Below are 17,973 nucleotides of genomic sequence, written 5' to 3' on the forward strand. Positions count from 1 at the left end.
CCATATGGGCAATAACCTACTCGGCCATCTTACCATTTGGGATTATGCCATCGTGGCGGCCTACGTCGTGATTCTGGCTGTCATTGGCTACCGGGCCAGCCTTGCGCAGCGCGACAAGCCCGAAGAATCGCTGTTTTTGGCTAACAAGTCGCTGGGATGGGCTAGCATTGGCTTTAACATGTGGGGCACCAACGTGGGGCCGTCGATGCTGCTGGCGTTTGCCAGCATCGGGTACAGCACGGGCATTGTGGCGGTGAATTTTGAGTGGTACGCCTTCGTGTTCCTATTCTTGCTGGCGGTGGTATTCGCGCCGCGCTACCTCGCGGCGCGGGTTAGCACCATGCCGGGGTTTATGGGGCAGCAGTTTGGCGACTCCACGCAGAATATCCTGGCCTGGTACGCGCTCATTAAAATCTTGATTTCATGGCTGTCGCTCGGGCTGTTTGCGGGCGGCGTGCTGGTGCGGCAGATTCTGGGTGTGCCCATGTGGCAATCGGTAATCGTGCTGGTGCTGTTTGCGGGGCTGTTTGCCTACACGGGCGGGCTGCGGGCCATTGCCAAGGTCAACGTATTCCAGATGCTGCTGCTGATTGGCGTATCGCTTACGCTCAGCATCCTCGGCGTGCTAAAGGTAGGTGGGCTGGCCAGGGTGTGGCACGGCGTACCCAGCCACTACTGGAATCTCGTGCACCCGGCCGCCGACCCCAAGTACCCGTGGTATGCCATTTTGCTAGGCTACCCGGTGTCGGCAATAGCGTTTTTCTGCACTGACCAAGCCATGGTGCAGTCGGTGCTAGGGGCCAAAAGTCTGGAGCAGGGGCAGCTAGGCGTGAATTTTATTGGCTGGCTGAAGATTCTATCGCTGCCGCTGTTCATCCTCACCGGCATCTTGTGCTACGAGCTGTTTCCGAGCCTCAAAGACCCTAATGAGGCCTACATGACGATGGTTACCAGCTTGTTTCCGGCCGGGCTGAAGGGCTTGGTCGTGGTGGTGCTCATTGCCGTGCTGGTGGGTACTATCGGCTCGTCGCTCAACGCGCTGAGCACCGTCTTTACCCTCGACGTGTACGCTCGCCGCATCAACCCCCGCGCCACCGAGGCCGATGTGGTGCGCGTGGGCCGCCTCACGGTGCTGGTGGGCTGCGCCTTCGCCGTGGGCATGGCCCTAGCCATCGATAGTGTAAAAGGACTAAATCTGTTCGATGTGTTTCAAGCGGTGCTCGGCTTCATCGCGCCGCCGCTGGCGGTGGTGTTTCTGCTCACGGTGTTTTGGCGGCGCACCACGCAGCGGGCCGTCAATGCGATATTGTCGGTCGGGTCGGCCTTTAGCCTTGGGGTAGGCGTGGTGTATCTGTGGGTGCTGCCGCCGACGAAATACGATTTCTGGCCGCACTATCTGGTGCTGTCGTTCTGCATCTTCGCTACGCTATTCGTAGCCGCCGTGCTGCTCTCGCTAACCGACCCCAAGGGCCAGGCCGAGCGCCAGGCGGTAGACTATGGGGTGCTGACCCGGCCTACTGCGCGGGTGCGGGCACTGTGGTTGGCGCTGACCGTGGTGATGCTGGGGCTGTATGTGGTCTTCAATGGGCATTAAAACCTCCACCCGGTTCTTCGTCAAAAGGAAGGCAGGCCAATGCCCGGCTACGTTGGCGGCAGTCCAGTCCCCTGCTTTTTGAGGAGGAGAGAGCTACAGCACTACCAAATCCTGGCGGCGCGCCTCGGGCCACACGTGCAGCACCTGCACCTTGCCATTTTTTACCTCGCATTCCACCGTCGTTTGCTGCGGTGCGTGTAGTTTGAAATGCACATCCCACTGCTTCGGCCAAGCGGGTAGTAAATAGATTTTATGGTCATCAGCTTGCAGCAGCATTTCTTGCAAGCCCATCATGCCGGAGCCGCCCCAGTTATGGTCGGGGGCCCAGTCGTAGCCCGGTCCCCAGAAAGCCGGAAAGCGGCGGCCCGAGTCTTGCAATTTCCTCACAGTCAGCTCGGCGGCTTCGTTGGTGAGGCCCAGGCAGGCAGCGAAGATGTTGTGCTGCTTCCACCCCACGTGGCTGCGGAAACGCAGCACGTCCGTGTCGTACAGGTAGGTGTTACGCGCCGTATCGAGGCCGGCTTTGCCCACACCGTATATTCCCCACGGAAACACCGGGTACAACTGCGGGCTTTCGGTGTTGTTGAGGCGCTCCCAGGTTTTGGCGGGCGCAATGGTGGGGTGGCCCTGGCTTTCGCGGAAACTAATGGCCGGGATGCGGCCTAGTAGGGCGGTCCATTTCTGGCGCTGCTCGGGCGAGCCATAGCGCGGTGGCAACGCTAGCAGGTGCATGAGCACCGTGCGCAGGCCAGCGATGGTAGCGGTGGAGTTGTAGGCCATCTTGTACGTCTCGGCCCCAGAACTGGGGTAGAGCACCAAATGGCCCGCACCGTCGAGGGCCTTGGCGCCGCGCTGGCGGGCCAGGTATTGGTAATGCTCGTCGAAGAAGGCGAGGCAGCTTTCTACGAAGGGCAGATAGGCGGCCACGTCGTGGCCGGCGTAGCGCTCGGTTTCGAGCATCATCAGGCAAAACTCCAGCACCGTGTCCCACTCATATTCCAGCCACGCATTGTATTCCAGCCCCTTGTCGAAGTCCGCGGGGCGCTTCCAGTTGTATTCAGCAGGGTTGGGCAGGCCGAAGTTTTCGAGTTGCTCGACAAAGCACGCGCCGCCGTGGTGCCAATAGGTTTGGCTACGTAGCTCGGCGTTGTGCAAGAGGCGCAGGTAGAAGTCGAACTGCGGCTTGAGCAGCTCGGCGTCGCCGCTTTTCAGCATGGGCCAGTATACGAGGCGCTGGTTTTGGGCGGTGTGGGTGCCGCCGCCCCAGTTGCGGAAGTCGGGTGTGAACTTGAGCGTGGAGTCCGTCAGCACCGGGTCATAGGTGAACAGGCCGCCGTTGAATTTGGTCGGATACTGCCCTAGCGCATTACAGCCCAGCAGGTAGCGCATGAGCTGGTAGTTGCGGCCGGCCTGCCACTCCGGGGCATTGGCCGCCTGCTGGCCGGGCTGAATGTAAATGAAGCTGCGCTGCCAGTACTCGCGCCACCAGACCACGGTGCGCTGTCGGGCAGCCTTGGGGTTTTGCCGAGCGGCGGCTACCGTCTGCTGCAAGCCCTGCTGCCACTGCTGCGCGGTGGGCACCGTGGCCGTATGCAGCGCTACCACAAACGTGTGCGTGCGCGCCGGAGCGCGGCTTTTTAGCTTCCAGGCGGTGTAAGGAGTATTGAGGTATTGGCCCGTAGTAGTGCCGGCCGGCCGCATAGCTGGTCCTTGCAGCGTGCCGCCAAAAACTAGTTGGTTGAGCGGATTATACAGTTGGTTTTTGATGCCGGCTAGGCCTTGCTGCTGCACCGCCACGTCGAATACGGTCTGGGCTTGGTTCTGGTGGAAGAACTCGACGCCCTGGCTACGGAAGCTGATGCTGTCGTGCCGGGTTTTAACCTCGCCCTGCGGCGCCCATTTGTAGGAGTTCTGATTGTTTTCCTTGCCTTTAAGGCGGCGGTCGGCGGTGCGCCAGCTTTCGTAGCTGGCCTCGGCAGTGAGCTTGGCATTGCTGCTAACTTCGACATGCACGACGGGCCGAAACACATCCACCCAGATGTGCACCTGGGCGGTGTTTTGGCCTACGGTGCCAGTTAGCGTCACGTCGCCGGTTTGCAGGGCTAATTCCTGCTTGAAAGTACCTTTCTCGAATGGATTGGGCGTAAGGTGCAGGCGCACGCGGCCGAGCTTTAGCAGCGAGTTATTCTCATCGAACGTGCCGCTGCGGGCAATGTAGAACAGCACGTCGCCATTCTCAGCCCATACATTCAGGCCGATATCGCCACCGCCGCAGGGCATGGATTCGCCGGCGTTTTTGCTAGGGGCAGTCCAAGTAATATTGTTGGTGGCAAGTTCGGTTTGGGCGTGGGCGAGGAGGGGTAGGAGCACTAGGACGGCCCAGGCGCCACGTTTAAACCCTAATAAATAACTCATTGCGCCCAGTCATCCGTCCGAAACGACGACACTGGTAGCCCTTCGTTGCTAAATAGCGTGGCCCGCGTGAAGTCTTGAAACGCATAGCGCACCGCTACCGGCGCCGCCACCGCATCAGCCGAAACGGTGATGCTGCTGCCGTTGATGCTGGCTTTGGCGGGGTACCATTTCTGGTCGGCGCCGGCTATCTCGAAGCCGGTTAGCTCCTGTCCGAAGGTGGTCATGCCGTTGGGCGAGTTCTTGAAGCGGAGCTGGATGGTTTTGTCCTTCAGGGTCATGGCCTCATAAGTCGGACTCAGCGCGCCGAAGCCTTTGCGGCCGTAGGTTTGGGCTAGGGCCAGTAGAGCCAGGCGGGTGCCGCCCGGCTCCTTGCGCATGGGGTGGATGCTGGTTTCCTCGCCGATGTCGAGCAGCACGGCCATGGCGGTGTTGGGCACCTGGTCCTGGAGCTTGCGCTGGGTGTCGCGGATGAAAGCGGAGTTGTATTTGCCGCCCTTGTTTTTGGAGGTGCGAGTGTAGTCGAAGGGCGCAATCTGGGCGTAGTAAAACGGGAAATCGCCCATGCCCCACTGCGTGCGCCACTGTTTCACCATCGCAGTAAAGAGCTGCGCATACTCATCGGGCCGGTCGTAGTTCGATTCGCCCTGGTACCAGATGGCACCCTTAATGCCGTAGCCCTCAATGGGGTGCAGCATGCCATTATACAAGGTGGTAGCCGTACGGCTCACCAGCTTGATGGTATCGCCCTTGGCGGGAATTTTCACACCCGCAAACTGCCGGAGGTTCTCGGCGTCCATCCAGGCCTCGATGAAAGAGCCGCTGTAGCTGCAATGCAGTAGGCCCACTGGCACGTGCAGCTGCTCTTGCAACAGCCGCCCGAAGTAGTACGCCGTGGCGCTGAAATTGCTCACCGCCTCAGGCTCGGCCAGGCGCCAGGGCGAGGCTTTGCTGTTCTCCTGCGGCTCGGTCACCGATGAGCGCGGCACCGTGTACAGGCGCAGCTGGTCGTTTTTAGAATGCAGAATGGCTTCGTTCGACCCTAGCACCGGTTGGCCCTTAAAGCCCTTCAGCGGCATCTCCATATTCGACTGCCCGCAGCACAGCCACACCTCGCCGATGAGCACGTTTTTGAGCTGTATAGCGGGGCCATCGCCGCTTACGCTCAGTGTGTAAGGCGTATAGCTCGCGGCGGGCGTGCTCACCTTCAGCTTCCACTTACCGGCAGCGTCGGCCTTGGCCGTGTATTTCTGCTTGGCCCACGATGGTGCCACCGTGATGGTGCTGCCCGCCTTAGCCCAGCCCCAGACGGCGCAGTCTGCTTGCTGCTGCATCACCATATTGTCGGTGAAAAGGGAGGGTAGGCGCACTTGAGCGCGAATCAGGGTAGGAATGAGCAGGAAGAGGGAGAGGTATAGGGGCTTGATAGTCATCGGAAAAATTCAAGAAGGACTGAAGTGAGCTGACACGGCTGGTGAGGCCTGCTACCTACTCACCGGCAGCCACACCTCCATGTCGTGCAGCCCGCGGTTGCCCCAGGTGTAGTAGGGCACCAGCTTGAAGGGTACCGTGGCAGCTGGCGCAGCGGCTAGGGGCCGGTATAGCTTGCCTTGCCAGGTGGAGTTGTCGGCTACCTGCGCTTGGCCTTCGAGCCACACCACGTCGCTGCCCGCGATGGTGGTGTGATGTGGCGTGAGGGCGGTATTGGCCGATACCAACAGGCCGCTTAAGGACTTGCCTGTGGGTAGGTCGTTGGCTTCGAGGCAGTACACTACGGGGCCGCGGCGCACGGCCACCTGGTTGCGGATTTCCTCAACCAGCGGATTGGCTTCGACTAGCTGCGCGGGCATGGGCAGGGTGAGCTCTACCTTATCGCCGGCCTTCCAGCGGCGGTTTACTTCGGCGTAGGTGCCGGGCGTGAGGGCGGCGGTTACGGGCTGGCCGTTGACGCGCAGGGTCGCGCCCGCGCACCAGCCTGGCACCCGCATAAACAGCGAAAACGGCTTCTTCGAGGCTTGCTGCATCGTCAGCTGCACGGTGCCATCCCAGGGGTAGCTGGTTTCTTGGGTGAGCTTCAGCGGCGAGCCATCCTTGAGCTTGGTGCTTAGGTTGTTGCCGCCGTACAGATTCAAGTACAAGCCCTTGTCCGAAACGCTGTAGAGGTAGTTATTCACCTCCGAAATGGTGCGCACCACGTTGGGCGGGCAGCAGTTGGAGAGGCTGATGTAGTCGACCCGCTCCTTCGACCAGCGCTGCGAGAAGGGTAGGGCCGCCGAATAGGCTAGGGGGTTGGTGTAGAGAAACCGCTGCCCATCGAGGCTGATGCCGGATAGGACGCTATTGTAGAGCGCGGTTTCCAGCACGTCGGCGTATTTGGCGTCGCCGGTTACTTGCAGCATGCGCCAGTTCCAGAGCACGTTGCCGATGTTGGCGCAGGTTTCGCCGTGGGCAGTGAGGTTGGGCAGCTGGTAGTCGCGGCCGTAGGCCTGGTGAATTTTCTGCACCGTGTCGGGCTTGTAGGCCGTGCCGTCGGGCGACACGCCGTCGTAGAGCGCCCCGCACGCGCCGGTCACGTACATTTTATGCTGGGTCACGTCGTTCCACATGCGGTCGAGGGTGGTCAGCAAAGTAGGGTCACCGGTTTCGGCGTACACGTCGGCCGCGCCCGCAAACAGGTAATTGGCGCGCACGGCGTGGCCGCCGGCCTGCTGCATTTGGCGGAATGGGATGCGGTCCTGGTTGTCATCGGTGCCGATATCGGCGGCTAGCCCCCGAATGTCAATCAGGCTCTTGGCCAGCTCCAGGTAGCGCGGGTCGTGGGTGGTGCGGTACATCTCCACCACGCCCATGTAGTGCGAGGGGCAAATGGCGTTGCGCGCCAGCTCGGGCGAGGCTTTTTTGTAGAAATTATAGAGGTAGTCGGTGGCCTTGCGGGCCAGGTCGAGCATCGTGGTTTTGCCGGTGGCGCGGTAGTGCACGCAGGCCGCCGTCATGAGGTGGCCCAGGTTATAGGTCTCAAAATTCAGACGGTCCTTGAAAGCGGCCTTCTGACTCGGGTTATTCAGCTCCGCAATGGTGCTTTGGGTGCTGATGTAGCCATCGGGCCGCTGCACCTTGGCAATCAAGGCAATGGCTTCGTCAAGCTCCTGGTCGAGCTTGGGGTTGTGGGTCACGGCGTAAGACGCTGATAGTGCTTCCAGTAGCTTGAAGAAGTCGCCATCGTGGAAGGGCGGCCCCTTGTGCTCGCCCTTGGCCAGGCCGGCGGCTATCTCGAAGTTCTTGTACGCGTGGCTGCGGTCGCTGTGGTAGAGCGCCCACATGGTCGGAGTCATCGACTTCTGGCACACGTCGAACCGCTCGGCCCAGAAGCCGTTGGTCCACTTCACGCTGCCCATATCTACACTGCTGAGCTTGGCGTGCGTGCTGGCCGAGGTGTTGACGAGGGCTTTTTGCTGGGCGAAAGCCGGACTGGCCAAAGCCAGCGCCACCAGCCCTAGGCCAATCTTTTTAATGGACACGTTCATAAGCTATTTGGTGGGCGTAGGAAGGGCTAAGGTGCTTACCCCGAGCGTGACCGGCCCTAGCAGCCCCGCTGGCAGCAGCGGTTTGCCCGCGGCGGGCGAAGGGGCTGGGGTCCAGGTCGGGCGTTTGTCGGGGAGGAGGGCCTGGTCGCCGATAAGGCGGTTGGCCCAGGTGTTGGTGACGCGGATGCGCAGCTGATTGTCGCCTTTGCGTAGCGCGTCGGTGATGTCGAGGCGGTAAGGGGCCGTCCAGGCGGTGCCGACGGGCTGGCCATTGAGCGCTACTTCGGCGAGGTTGGCCACTTGGCCTAGCTCCAGGTACACGCGCTGGCTAGGGTGCCGCTTGGGTTGCTTCCAGCGGAAGGTTTGGGTGTACGTGGCGGTGCCGGAGTAGTGGCGGATGGAGTCGTTGGTGTGCTGACTCCAATCAGTGAGCGCGGCGAAGGCGACAGGCTTGGCCGGACCGCGCTGCTTTTGGTCGAAGCTGACTTGCCAGGCCCCCCCTAGGGTTTGCACGCGCTGCGTGGCCGTCCAGTTGGGGCCGGTGTGGGCGCTAGCCTGAATAGTCGGCTCGCGGAACACCACGAACAGCGAGCCGTTGCGGTCGAGGTGCAGGAGAAGGCGCGTGCGGCCGTTTTCGGTTTGCCAGTCGGCAGCGGGGCGGATTTCGCCGGTCACGGCATCCCACAGCTCGGGGCTGCGGCCTACTACGCGCAGGCTCAGGGTGACGGTACGGGCGCTGTCTAGCTGATTGGAAATAAAGTAGATATCGAACTCCGGCGCGGTGCGGTGCGTCCAGGCAATGCCACAGGCGCGCTGGCCGCTGGGGGTAGTCGCTTCTACATCGCGCGCCAACCCTAGGGCCGCAAACGACTCGGCGGTGTAAGGCCCTTGCAGCACGCGGCCCCGGCCAGCGGCGAAGGCAGTGGGGGCAGTGCTAGCAGTGGCCGTAGCGACCGAGGGCAGCTGCGCCGCTAGCTGTTGAATAGCTTTATCGGCAGCCGGGTAGTCCTGCAACGAGGGCGAGCGGCTTGGCCGCCGATTGAGCAGCACGGTAGCGCCGGCTTGCACTAGGGCACTTAGGCGGTTCGCCACTTCGGGCGACATACTGGTGCTGTCGGGGCTCAGCTTCTGCGCGCCGGGCACCACCAGCAGGCCGTAGCTGGCGCCGCCCGGCAGCACGATGCGGCCGTTTTCTACCTTCGCCAGGCGCAGCAGCGCGTCCTTGTTGAAAGAGTCATAGGCGTAGCCGCGCAGTGGGTCCACGAACATGGCGGCCGTTTCCATATTGGCCGAGGCCGACACTTTCTCGGGCTGCTCGCGCATGGGCAGGCCCGCGTTAGCGCGGCGCTGGTGCTCGGCGGCCACGGCTTGCGGACCGACGATGCCGGGCAGGTCATCGACCAAATGGTTGGGCAAAATGGCGCGGCGCGGCGTCTCCTCACCGGTAAATACGGCTACGTCGGCCACCGGGTGGCCCAGTTGCAATAGGGCTTGGCAGCGGCGGGTGTAGTCGACCCAGGCGCGGCCGGGCTTCCACCAGGTTTGGTCACGCTGGAAAAACAGGCCGATGCCGCTCAAGGTCATGCCCGGCTGGCGGTCGAGCCAGGGATTGTGCACAAAGACGTGGTACACCGTCCGGTTGACCCCTAGGGCATAGTTGCGGTCTTGCAGCGCTTTCAGCATGCCGGGGTGCTCGTCCCAGGCTAGCTTTAGCTCGGTAAACGACTCGGCGCCAACGATATTCTTGCCGTAGATGTGCGCGCCCGATACGGCGTCGAGCATGTCGTTGGGCTTGTCGTGGGTGGGGCTGCGCAGCCAGAATTCGCCCATCGGCATGTCGGCATTCTGGTAGTGCAGCAGCCCGTCGCTGACCATCGTGGGCGCCACGCTTTCGGCTGACAGCGTGCAGCCTTTGGCGTGCGCTAGGTCGCGCAGCGTCACGTAAAATTTGTCGTTGACTAGCTCCGCGATGGTTTGGCGCACGTCGAAGAGAACGCGCTCCGACTGGTCGGCGCTACCCAGGGGCACGCCGGCCATCACGGGCAACCAAGGCAGTAGGTCGTAGCCGCGCCGCTGCCTGAACTCGGCTGCAAAATTCTGCGACCAGTTTTGCGAGCCGCACTCCCAGCTATCGACGTGCAGCACCTTCAGCACCCGCGCCGCCAGCTCGGGCCCGCCTTGCCGCACGGCCTCGCCAAACCACTTGTCAAACTGCAAAGTCACGGCGGTGGGGCTGAATTTGTCGCACTCCAACCCCCGGCCCCCGCCGCCCGTGGTATTGACTTGGCCAGTGCTGGTGTGGCCCATGCGCAGGATGGTCCAGCGGGCGGGCGGGGCCTGCCAGGTCAGGCGGCCGTTGGCGTCGAGCTTGTCAGTTAGGTTGATAACCTTGCCTAGGGGCACGCACGCTGCATCGGGTACCTGCTGAGGCGTCGTGCGCTCGCTTACGCGCCACACCTCACCGTTTTTGCCCTCAAACTGATGAATGCGCGGCTCTTCCGACAGCCGTATCTCAGTCACTTTCAGCGACTGCTTCCACTTGGCTGCGTCCAGGTCCTCGGCCCCAGGCTCGGAGCCGGCCGGGTCGTACTGAAAGCGGAAATACCGCGCCGTAGTGGCCGGAAGGGCGTGCGTCACGGCGCTGCTATCCTGCCAGCCGCTGCGGGGCGGCTGTAGCCGCGCCACCTCGCGGAAGGTGTGCCCGTCGTCGCTGGCTTCCACCCGCAGGCGGTTGGCCTGGTAGTTATAGCCCTTCGAGTGGATGCGGATACTGCGGCAGGTAAACGGCTGGTCGAAGGCATATTGCACCCAGCCGGGCTCATTGGCTTTGAGGGTTTCCTTATTGCCGGCTACCGCTAGCAGCGCTGGCTGACTGTCGGGGATATTGCTGGTTACGTGCGGCTTGGTGGTGTAGGTAGTGGCCGTGCCGGTGGCCGGCGTGGGGTAGGCGTACACGGCCACATCGCGGTAGTAGCCGCGCACGGCTGCCGGCTGGGGCAGCGTCAGGCTCAGGCGACGCCCGCCGATGGTCTGCGTCTCGCTGTACGTCAGCTTCTGCATCGACAGCTCGGGCGTAATCCACGGCCCGCCCGCCAGCGCAAAGCCATCGCTGACGTGCATAGCCAGCTTGACCCCTAGGCGGTCGGCTTCAGTCATGGCGTGCTTCACCATCGTCCACCAGCGCGGCGACAACTGCTCGGCCGCGGGCGTGAGGAGCGGCGGATTGTCTACGCCTTTAATCGGCATCAGATACGCCCCGCCAATACCCGCTTCCTTCATCGCCGCGAGGTCGGCCGTGATGCCTTCGGGCGTTACCGCGCCGTTCATCCAGTACCAGAATACCCAGGGCCGGGCGGCCTCGGGTGGGTTTTGGAAGGCAGCCTGGAGGTCGGGGGCTTGCTGGGCACGCACCAAGGCCGGCCACCCGCTCAGGGCGGGGAGCGCTAGTAGCAGAAGGGCCTTACGGAGCGAGCGTGAGTTCATTGGTGAATTGTTGAACTTGAATTTCTAGGTTGTCAAGCTGAGCGAAGCGCAGTAGAGTCGAAGCATCTCAACCGGTGAACTAACTCCTGACGCCAGCAACGAAGCGGTAGAGATGCTTCGACTCCGCTGCGCTCCGCTCAGCATGACGACTTAGCGCGTGGTGTGCTATGATATGCTATATGGACTGCTCTACACCAACTTCCCTCGTACCCGGTACCCATACAGCCCAAACAGCAGCACCACCACGAAGCACACCAGCGGCACCACGTAGCCGGCCTGAATGGCGTCGCCGCGCAGGTCGATAACCGTGCCCATGAGGTACGGCATGATGGCCCCACCCACAATCGACATCACCAGCCACGACGAGCCCGGCTTGGTGTCATCGCCCAGTCCCGCGATGCCCAGCGAGAAAATTGTGGGGAACATAATCGACATGAAGAAGCCTAGTCCCCCTAGAGCGTAAATGACGATAGACCCGTCGCCAAGCACTGCCACGGCGCACAAGGCGATGGCAATGAGCGCATACAGGCTCAGCAATCGCTGCGACGATACGTACTTGAGCAGCGCCGTGCCCACGAAGCGCCCGGCCGTAAACAGCAGCCCGTAAAGCCCTAGGTAGTAGCCAGCCGTTTTCTCGTCGAGCCCGCCACCCTGCTTGGCCATTCGAATGAAAAAGCTTGTGATGCACACCTGCGCGCCCACGTAAAAAAACTGCGCTACCACCGCCCAGCTCAGGTGCCGGTGCCGCAGCACGCTAAAGAAGCCGCCCCCCTCCGAGGGCTCGCTTTCCTGGGCCCGCACCTCAGGCAAGGCCACGAAGTAGAACAACAGCGCCATCAGCAGCAGCACGCCACCGAGCACGATATACGGCATTTTGACGGCCGCCGCCTCGTGCCCTAGATAAGCTAGTCGGGTGGCTTCAGGCATGGCTGCCAGCTGCGCCGCGCTGTACTCCTTGCCCGACAAAATGAGCCGGGTACCCACTACCGGCGCCACCATCGCCGCTAGTCCGTTGAACGAGGCCGCTAGGTTGAGCCGGCTGGTAGCGCCCTCGGGCGGCCCTAGCACGGCGGCGTAGGGGTTCGCTGCCGTTTCGAGGGTAGTCAGCCCGCAACCGATGATAAACAAAGCCGTGAGAAACAGGCCGTAAGAACGTGCTCCAGCGGCCGGCACGAATAGAAACGCACCCGCCGCAAACGTCACTAGCCCTAGGATGATGCTGTTTTTATAACCAAACCGCTTCAATAGCATCCCAGCCGGAATGGCCATTAGGAAGTACGCCAGAAATACTGCCGTATCGACCAAGGTAGATTGCCGGTTGTCGAGCTGGCAGGCTTTTTTGAGGTGCGGAATCAGGATGGAATCCAGGTTGTGCGCCATGCCCCACAAGAAGAATACGCAGGTAACCAGCACAAACGGAAACAAGTAGCGCTGACTGTTGCCGGTGCCTTCTTGGGCGAGGGTGGCCGTGGGGGTAGGAGTGGGAGCTAGGGCCATAAGGGTGGGAGTAGTTGCTAAATAGAAAGGTAAGTATCGCAGCTAGGGGAGTATCACCCGCGCAGCTTCACTACCAGCAAATGGTCGCAGGCTAGCACTACTTCGCCGTGCTCGTTGATGACTTCCACGTGCTCGGTTACGGTGCCGTAGCCGGGCTTTTTACCTTCCTCCTTAGCCGAAATAGTGACTTCTGAATGGATGGTATTGCCAATAAAAACCGGCTTCACAAACCGCAGCCAGTCATAGCCTTTGGAGAAGGCTTCGGGGTTGATTTCGGAAGCCGTGAGGCCAATACCAATGCTGAAAATCATGGTGCCGTGCGCAATGCGCTGGCCGAAAGGCTGGGTCTTGCACCACTCCGCGTCGAGGTGGTGGGGGAAGAAGTCGCCGGTGTGCCCGGCGTGCACCACAAAGTCGGTTTCGGTGATAGTGCGGCCAAGGGTCACGCGCTTGTCGCCGAGCTGATAGTCTTCGAAAAAGGTGGATTTGAAATACATAAGGGGGATGTAGCTTGGACTTTGTAGTCCGAGCGCGAGCGCAGCGAGCATCTGCGGCTGCTTGTTTTTAAATGAGTTACCCTAGCGCAGATGCTCGCTGCGCTCGCGCTCGGACTACAAAGTCCAAGCTACAGTGAGACGCTGCCTCCGTCGCTCGACGCATAAGCGGCTTCCACCACGGCCATCGTTTTTATCACATCTTCCACGCTGGTGGGCAGCACGTCGGTTTCGCCGTTTTTGAAGCGCATGAGGCTGCCCATGGTGCCCATAAAGGCATCCGGGAACCACGAGCCATCCAGCGCTACGGTGTGCCAAACCGGCTTTTCACCCTCGCGCACGAGGCAGTACTCAAACTTGTCGGGCACGCCGTGCGGGTAGTCCATCAGCAGGCCCATGCGCGCTTTGATGGCCCCTTTCGTGCCTTCCCATTTAATAAAGCTCTCCTGGTTTTCGGGCCCGAACGAGTGGTCGTGGTTGGTATTGATGACGGCGTGCATCGTGTCGCCGTAATCAAATAGAATGGTGGAGCGCGACGACGACAGCGCCTTGGCCGGGTGCCGCAGGGTCTTAGCCAGTACCCGCCTAGGCTCGCCCAAAAAACTGCGAATCAAGTCGATGTAGTGGATGCTGTGGTACTGTATTTCGAGGCGCGGGTGCACCATCACGTGCGGAAACAGCTCCCAGGGTGTTTCCAGGGTCACGCGAACTTCCATATCGTACAGTTCGCCGATGAGGCCCTGGCGCAGCATTTCGCGGGCGGCGCTCACGTAGGGCGCAAAGCGCAGCTGGCAGTTGATAGCCGCCACTAAGTTCTTGCGGCGACATACCTCGAGGATTTCCTGACTCTGCCAGAAGTAGTCGCCCATCGGCTTCTGAATCAGCACCCCCGCGCCGTCGGGCAGCTGCGCTAGGGTGGCCACAAACTGCTCGGGCATAATGGTGATGTCGTACACGGCATCGGCCGGGGCGTGGGCCACGGCGTGGGCCACCGAGTCGTACACGTGCGGGATGCCCCACTCAGCGGCCAGCTTCTCGGCCCTAGGGCGGGTGCGGTTCGTAATGCCCACCACCTCGAAGCCGGCCTTGCGGTAAGCCGGCAGGTGCGCGTCGCCCACGATGCCGCCCGCCCCGATGATGACGATGGGCAGCGGCCGCCGGGGCAGCGCGGGCAGGTAGGGAATCTCGGCGGTAGCTAGCTTAAACATGGTCGAGTAGATTAATTCGGCGCTGGGCGGTGGCGAGCAGCTCGGCCACGGGCGCATCGGTGTTAATGGCTTGCAGCACAGCCTCGTCGATGATGGCGGCTATGCGCGCCCAATTGGCTTTGCGGGGTAGGGTTTCGGCCTGCTGGTGCAGCAGGTCCAGCTTGTGGTAGTAGGGCACGAGGGCGTTGATTTCGGCGTCTTGCCACGTCGAGAGGCGGCAGCCAATACCGCCTTCCAGCGTCAGGAGCTTGTCGTTTTCGGGGCGGGTAGCGAAGCGCAGAAAATCATACGCTAGGGCTTTGTGCCGGCTGCCCGCGCCGATGGCGTAGAGCCAGTACACGTTCAGCGAAGCCGACTGCCCACCCGCGCCGTGCGGAATGCGGGCAATGTCAACCCGGCCCCGCACCGGGCAGGCGACGTCCACGTCGCACACGGCCGCGAAGCCAAACCAGTTTATCATCATCGCCGCTTCGCCCCGCGCAAACGCCTGGCCCGCCGCCACCGACTCGTACTGCCTAGTGTGCGGGTGCCCGGCCGCCGCATCTTGCAGCAGCTGCCGGTAAAAGCTAAGCCCTTCTACCGCCGCCGCGCTGTCGATGCAAACGCGTCCCTGCGCATCTACCAGCTGGCCGCCGCGCGTCCAGAGGTGCAGGCAGAAATCAAACACCGTGTTGTGCCCATCGGGGTAGCCAGCGGCTACGAAGCCAAACAGGTTATCGGTGGGCCGCTGGAAAAAACGTGCCACCGTCTGGAAGTCTTCCCAGGTTTTGGGCACCTGCAAGGGCTGGCCGTGCTGCCGTTGGAAAGCCGCTTGCTCGGCTGGATTTTCGAATAAATCGCGGCGATAAATCAAGCATTCCGGCCCATCGTGGAAGGGTAGGCCCACTACGGCGTCGCCATACTGCTGCATTCCCAGCAGCGAGGGGCTCCAGCCTTGCGGAAAATCGGCGGGTGGGTTTTCGTGGATAAAGGGCGTGAGGTTTTCGAGTGCACCCGCGGCGTGGGCTTCGGCCAGCCAGTCGGTGTTGATGTGCGCCACATCCCAGGCGCCGTTTTGCAAGCCCTTGTCGGTGAGCAGGCTGGCGTGCAGCTCGTGCAAGTCCATGGGCACCATTTCCACCGCCAATTGGCAGCCGGTTTCCTGGCAAAAACTGTCCCACAGCTTCGCCATGGCACTTTCGAAAGGGCCAAACTTGCGAACCGCGATACGGAAAATGGACGGTTCAGGCGTCATGGCGGGCAGTTTGAGGGGTAGCGATTTCCGCCAGGATGGCGGCATTGTCCTGGCCCAGCTTGGGTGAGCCCACGGGCGAGGTGAGCAGCTCGCCATCGAGGCGGATGGGGCAGCGCGTGGTGCGGTACTGGTACCCGTCGCGCATGCTGACTTCCTGCACCACATTCAGTGCCGCAAAGCCTTCGTGCGCCAGCAGCTTGTCCCAGCTTAGCACATTGGCGCACCAGATATCGGCGGGCTCCAGGATGGCTAGCCAGGCTTCGGTGGTAGCGGTACGCAAGTGCTGGGCTAGGGTGGCTTTTATCTCGTCGCGCTCGGTGAAGGCCTGCGCCGGCTCCAGGTAGTGCAGCAGCGGCTCGCAGCCCAGCAGCCGGCCCAACACCGGAATCGAGCCCATCGCCAGCGCCAGGAACCCATTGCTGGTCTGGTAGATGCCGTAGGGGGCGCCCAGGTAGGCGTGGGCGCTGTTGTGCTGGGTGCGCTGGGGTAGGGCGCCGCCGTCGTTGAAGAAGGTGGTGATAGTTTCAAACTGAAAATCGAAGGCCGATTCCAGCATGCTCACCTGCACCAGGCCGCCTTCGCCGCGCCGGCCGCGGCGCACCAGGCAGGCCAGTAACCCTTGCGCAAGGTGTGCGCCCGCCAGCATATCCACGATAGATAGGCCCATCGGCACGGGGCCGGCGTCGGCGTTGCCGCTCAGCCAGGCCAGGCCCGCTACCGATTGCAGCAGCAGGTCCTGGCCGGGCTTGTCGCGCCAGGGGCCATCGGGGCCGTAGCCGGATATTTCACCGTACACCACGTTCGGATTCAGCGCTTTCACGCTGGCGTAGTCGAAGCCCAGGCGCTCCATCACGCCGGGGCGGTAGTTGTGCATCACCACATCGGCGCGGCGGAGTAGCTCGCGTACCTGCGCTTTGTCGTCCTCGTTTTTGAGGTCAACGGCAAAGCTTTCCTTGTTGCGGTTGATGGCGTGAAACACCGACGACTCGCCGTTCATGATGACGTTCGAGGTGTAGAGATGCCGGCAGATGTCGCCGGTTTCGGGCCGCTCAATCTTGATGACCCGCGCGCCCATATCGGCCAGCCGCAGTGCGGCGGAGGGGCCGGAGAGAAACTGACTGAAATCAACAACAAGCAGGTCTGCTAGGGGCTTAGGGTTAACTTCACCCCTAGCCTTTCCCCTCCGGGAGAGGGGAGCTGGACGGTCGCTTACGTCAGAGAACGCAAGGCTCTCCTTTTCCGAAGAGTTTGGGTTTGGCGGTAAGGCAGCGCCCAACCCAAACTCCTCCTGAATAGCCGCCGTATCGCGCCCCGGCTTGGGTGCCGCCTTATCCGAGTACAGCTTCTCGCCATCAATGCGAATGGGGCAGCGGGTGGTGGGGAGCGACTGGCCATCGGTGAGCTTCACTAGCTGCTGCATGCCCAGGGCTTGGTAGCCGGGGCTGCTGGTGGCTTGCTGATAGTTTAGCACCTCGGCGCACCACACGCCCAGCGGCTCCAGCCTGGCCAGCCAAGTGGCAGTAGGCTCTTCGCGTAGTGCATCAACTAGGCGTTCGGCAATGTCGTCGCGGCCTTCAAACCAAGAGCTGGCAGTGGGGTAGTCGGCTAGAATACCCGTGTCCAGCACGGCGTCGAGCTTATCGAGGTTGCCCATAGCCAGGGCTAGGTAGCTGTCCCGGGTTTGGTAGATGCCGTAAGGCGCACTAAGGTAGGCGTGGGCGGTGCCGCGGGCCGCGCCGCGCTGGGGCAGTTGGCCACCGTCGTTGAGGTGGGTGGTGAGCAGCTCAAACTGCATGTCGAGCACCGATTCGAGCAGACTGACTTCGACCAGCACGCTCTGGCCGGTGCGGTTGCGCTTGAGCAGCGCCGCCAGCAGCCCCTGCGCGAAGTGCGAGCCGCAGATGATATCGGCCACCGCGATGCCAAAGGGCGTCGGCCCGTCGTATTTCGTACCCGACAAATACGCCAGGCCCGACATCGACTGAATCAGCAAATCCTGCCCCGGCTTGGTGGCCCAGGGGCCGGTAGGGCCGTAGCCCGTTACCACGCCGTACACGATGCGCGGATTAATAGCCCGCACGGCGTCGTAGTCGAGGCCGATTTTCTCCATGATGCCCGGTCGGAAATTGTGGGTCATGATATCGGCCTGCGCCAGCAGCTGCTTCACCTGGGCCAGGTCGGCGGGGTTCTTGAGGTCGGCGGCGTACGATTCCTTGTTGCGGTTGATGGTGTGAAACACCAGGCTGCTGCCCTCCACAAACAGATTCTTAATGGCAATCTGCCGGCCCGCCTCGCCCGAGCCCGGCCGCTCAATTTTGATGACGCGCGCGCCTAGGTCAGCCAAGCGGAGGCCGGCCGATGGGGCCGCCAGGAATTGGCTGAACTCGATTACTAAAAGGCCTTTTAGGGGGAGGGGCATGGGTGGTTTCGTCTTTACAATCGTCATGCTGAGTGCAGCGAAGTCGAAGCATCTCGCATGGTGAACTAACTTCTGGCGTTAGCAACGAAGCGGTAGAGATGCTTCGAC

10 protein-coding genes are annotated in these 17,973 nt (G+C 61.9%); 1 reads left to right on the forward strand and 9 read right to left on the reverse strand.

Translation table 11 applies throughout. From position 1 onward, the window contains the following. Positions 1-4: 4 nt before the first annotated feature. The gene (locus tag J4D99_RS09695) at positions 5-1,594 is read left to right on the forward strand and encodes a sodium:solute symporter family transporter (protein WP_208131507.1); all 1,590 of its coding nucleotides are present in this window, start codon (positions 5-7) and stop codon (positions 1,592-1,594) included. A gap of 93 nt (positions 1,595-1,687) precedes the next feature. On the opposite strand, the gene J4D99_RS09700 is transcribed toward J4D99_RS09695, so the two are convergent. The 9 genes from J4D99_RS09700 to J4D99_RS21800 all read right to left on the reverse strand — a co-directional run bounded on the left by J4D99_RS09700 (position 1,688) and on the right by J4D99_RS21800 (position 17,865). Then, on the reverse strand, positions 1,688-3,964 hold the full coding sequence (locus J4D99_RS09700) for a DUF5703 domain-containing protein (RefSeq protein ID WP_309509583.1): 2,277 nt from the start codon (positions 3,962-3,964) through the stop codon (positions 1,688-1,690). A 41-nt stretch (positions 3,965-4,005) separates the two neighbouring features. Next, complete coding sequence (locus J4D99_RS09705; RefSeq protein WP_208131509.1) at positions 4,006-5,439, reverse strand: sialate O-acetylesterase; 1,434 nt, start codon at positions 5,437-5,439, stop codon at positions 4,006-4,008. A 51-nt stretch (positions 5,440-5,490) separates the two neighbouring features. Next, a complete protein-coding gene (locus J4D99_RS09710) occupies positions 5,491-7,530 on the reverse strand; it encodes an aceric acid hydrolase (protein ID WP_208131510.1) in 2,040 nt (679 codons plus the stop codon). A 3-nt stretch (positions 7,531-7,533) separates the two neighbouring features. Beyond that, positions 7,534-11,013 (reverse strand): glycosyl hydrolase, encoded by a 3,480-nt coding sequence (locus tag J4D99_RS09715; RefSeq protein ID WP_208131511.1) that lies wholly within the window; start codon positions 11,011-11,013, stop codon positions 7,534-7,536. Between the two features lie 189 nt (positions 11,014-11,202). Beyond that, a complete protein-coding gene (fucP, locus tag J4D99_RS09720) occupies positions 11,203-12,510 on the reverse strand; it encodes an L-fucose:H+ symporter permease (RefSeq protein ID WP_208131512.1) in 1,308 nt (435 codons plus the stop codon). A gap of 53 nt (positions 12,511-12,563) precedes the next feature. Then, positions 12,564-13,007, reverse strand: a complete 444-nt coding sequence (locus J4D99_RS09725) for a MaoC/PaaZ C-terminal domain-containing protein (RefSeq protein WP_208131513.1) — start codon at positions 13,005-13,007, stop codon at positions 12,564-12,566. 128 nt (positions 13,008-13,135) lie between these two features. Next, positions 13,136-14,212 carry a Gfo/Idh/MocA family protein gene (locus J4D99_RS09730; protein ID WP_208131514.1) on the reverse strand — a complete coding sequence of 359 codons (1,077 nt, stop codon included), beginning with the start codon at positions 14,210-14,212 and terminating at the stop codon, positions 13,136-13,138. Further along, complete coding sequence (locus J4D99_RS09735) at positions 14,205-15,383, reverse strand: ABC transporter substrate-binding protein (protein WP_208131515.1); 1,179 nt, start codon at positions 15,381-15,383, stop codon at positions 14,205-14,207. The genes J4D99_RS09730 and J4D99_RS09735 overlap by 8 nt, the downstream gene beginning before the upstream one ends. A gap of 52 nt (positions 15,384-15,435) precedes the next feature. Next, on the reverse strand, positions 15,436-17,865 hold the full coding sequence (locus tag J4D99_RS21800; RefSeq protein ID WP_236018605.1) for a CaiB/BaiF CoA transferase family protein: 2,430 nt from the start codon (positions 17,863-17,865) through the stop codon (positions 15,436-15,438). Between the last annotated feature and the right edge of the window lie 108 nt (positions 17,866-17,973).

This window comes from Hymenobacter sp. BT559, from assembly GCF_017571525.1.
GTDB classification, from domain to species: Bacteria; Bacteroidota; Bacteroidia; order Cytophagales; family Hymenobacteraceae; genus Hymenobacter; species Hymenobacter ginsengisoli.

Coding starts and splice junctions, on each gene's coding strand:
- J4D99_RS09695 (WP_208131507.1), top strand. CDS start 5: ATGGGCAATAACCTACTCGGCCATCTTACCATTTGGGATTATGCCATC.
- J4D99_RS09705 (WP_208131509.1), bottom strand. CDS start 5,439: ATGACTATCAAGCCCCTATACCTCTCCCTCTTCCTGCTCATTCCTACC.
- J4D99_RS09710 (WP_208131510.1), bottom strand. CDS start 7,530: ATGAACGTGTCCATTAAAAAGATTGGCCTAGGGCTGGTGGCGCTGGCT.
- J4D99_RS09715 (WP_208131511.1), bottom strand. CDS start 11,013: ATGAACTCACGCTCGCTCCGTAAGGCCCTTCTGCTACTAGCGCTCCCC.
- fucP (WP_208131512.1), bottom strand. CDS start 12,510: ATGGCCCTAGCTCCCACTCCTACCCCCACGGCCACCCTCGCCCAAGAA.
- J4D99_RS09725 (WP_208131513.1), bottom strand. CDS start 13,007: ATGTATTTCAAATCCACCTTTTTCGAAGACTATCAGCTCGGCGACAAG.
- J4D99_RS09730 (WP_208131514.1), bottom strand. CDS start 14,212: ATGTTTAAGCTAGCTACCGCCGAGATTCCCTACCTGCCCGCGCTGCCC.
- J4D99_RS09735 (WP_208131515.1), bottom strand. CDS start 15,383: ATGGCGAAGCTGTGGGACAGTTTTTGCCAGGAAACCGGCTGCCAATTG.
- J4D99_RS21800 (WP_236018605.1), bottom strand. CDS start 17,865: ATGCCCCTCCCCCTAAAAGGCCTTTTAGTAATCGAGTTCAGCCAATTC.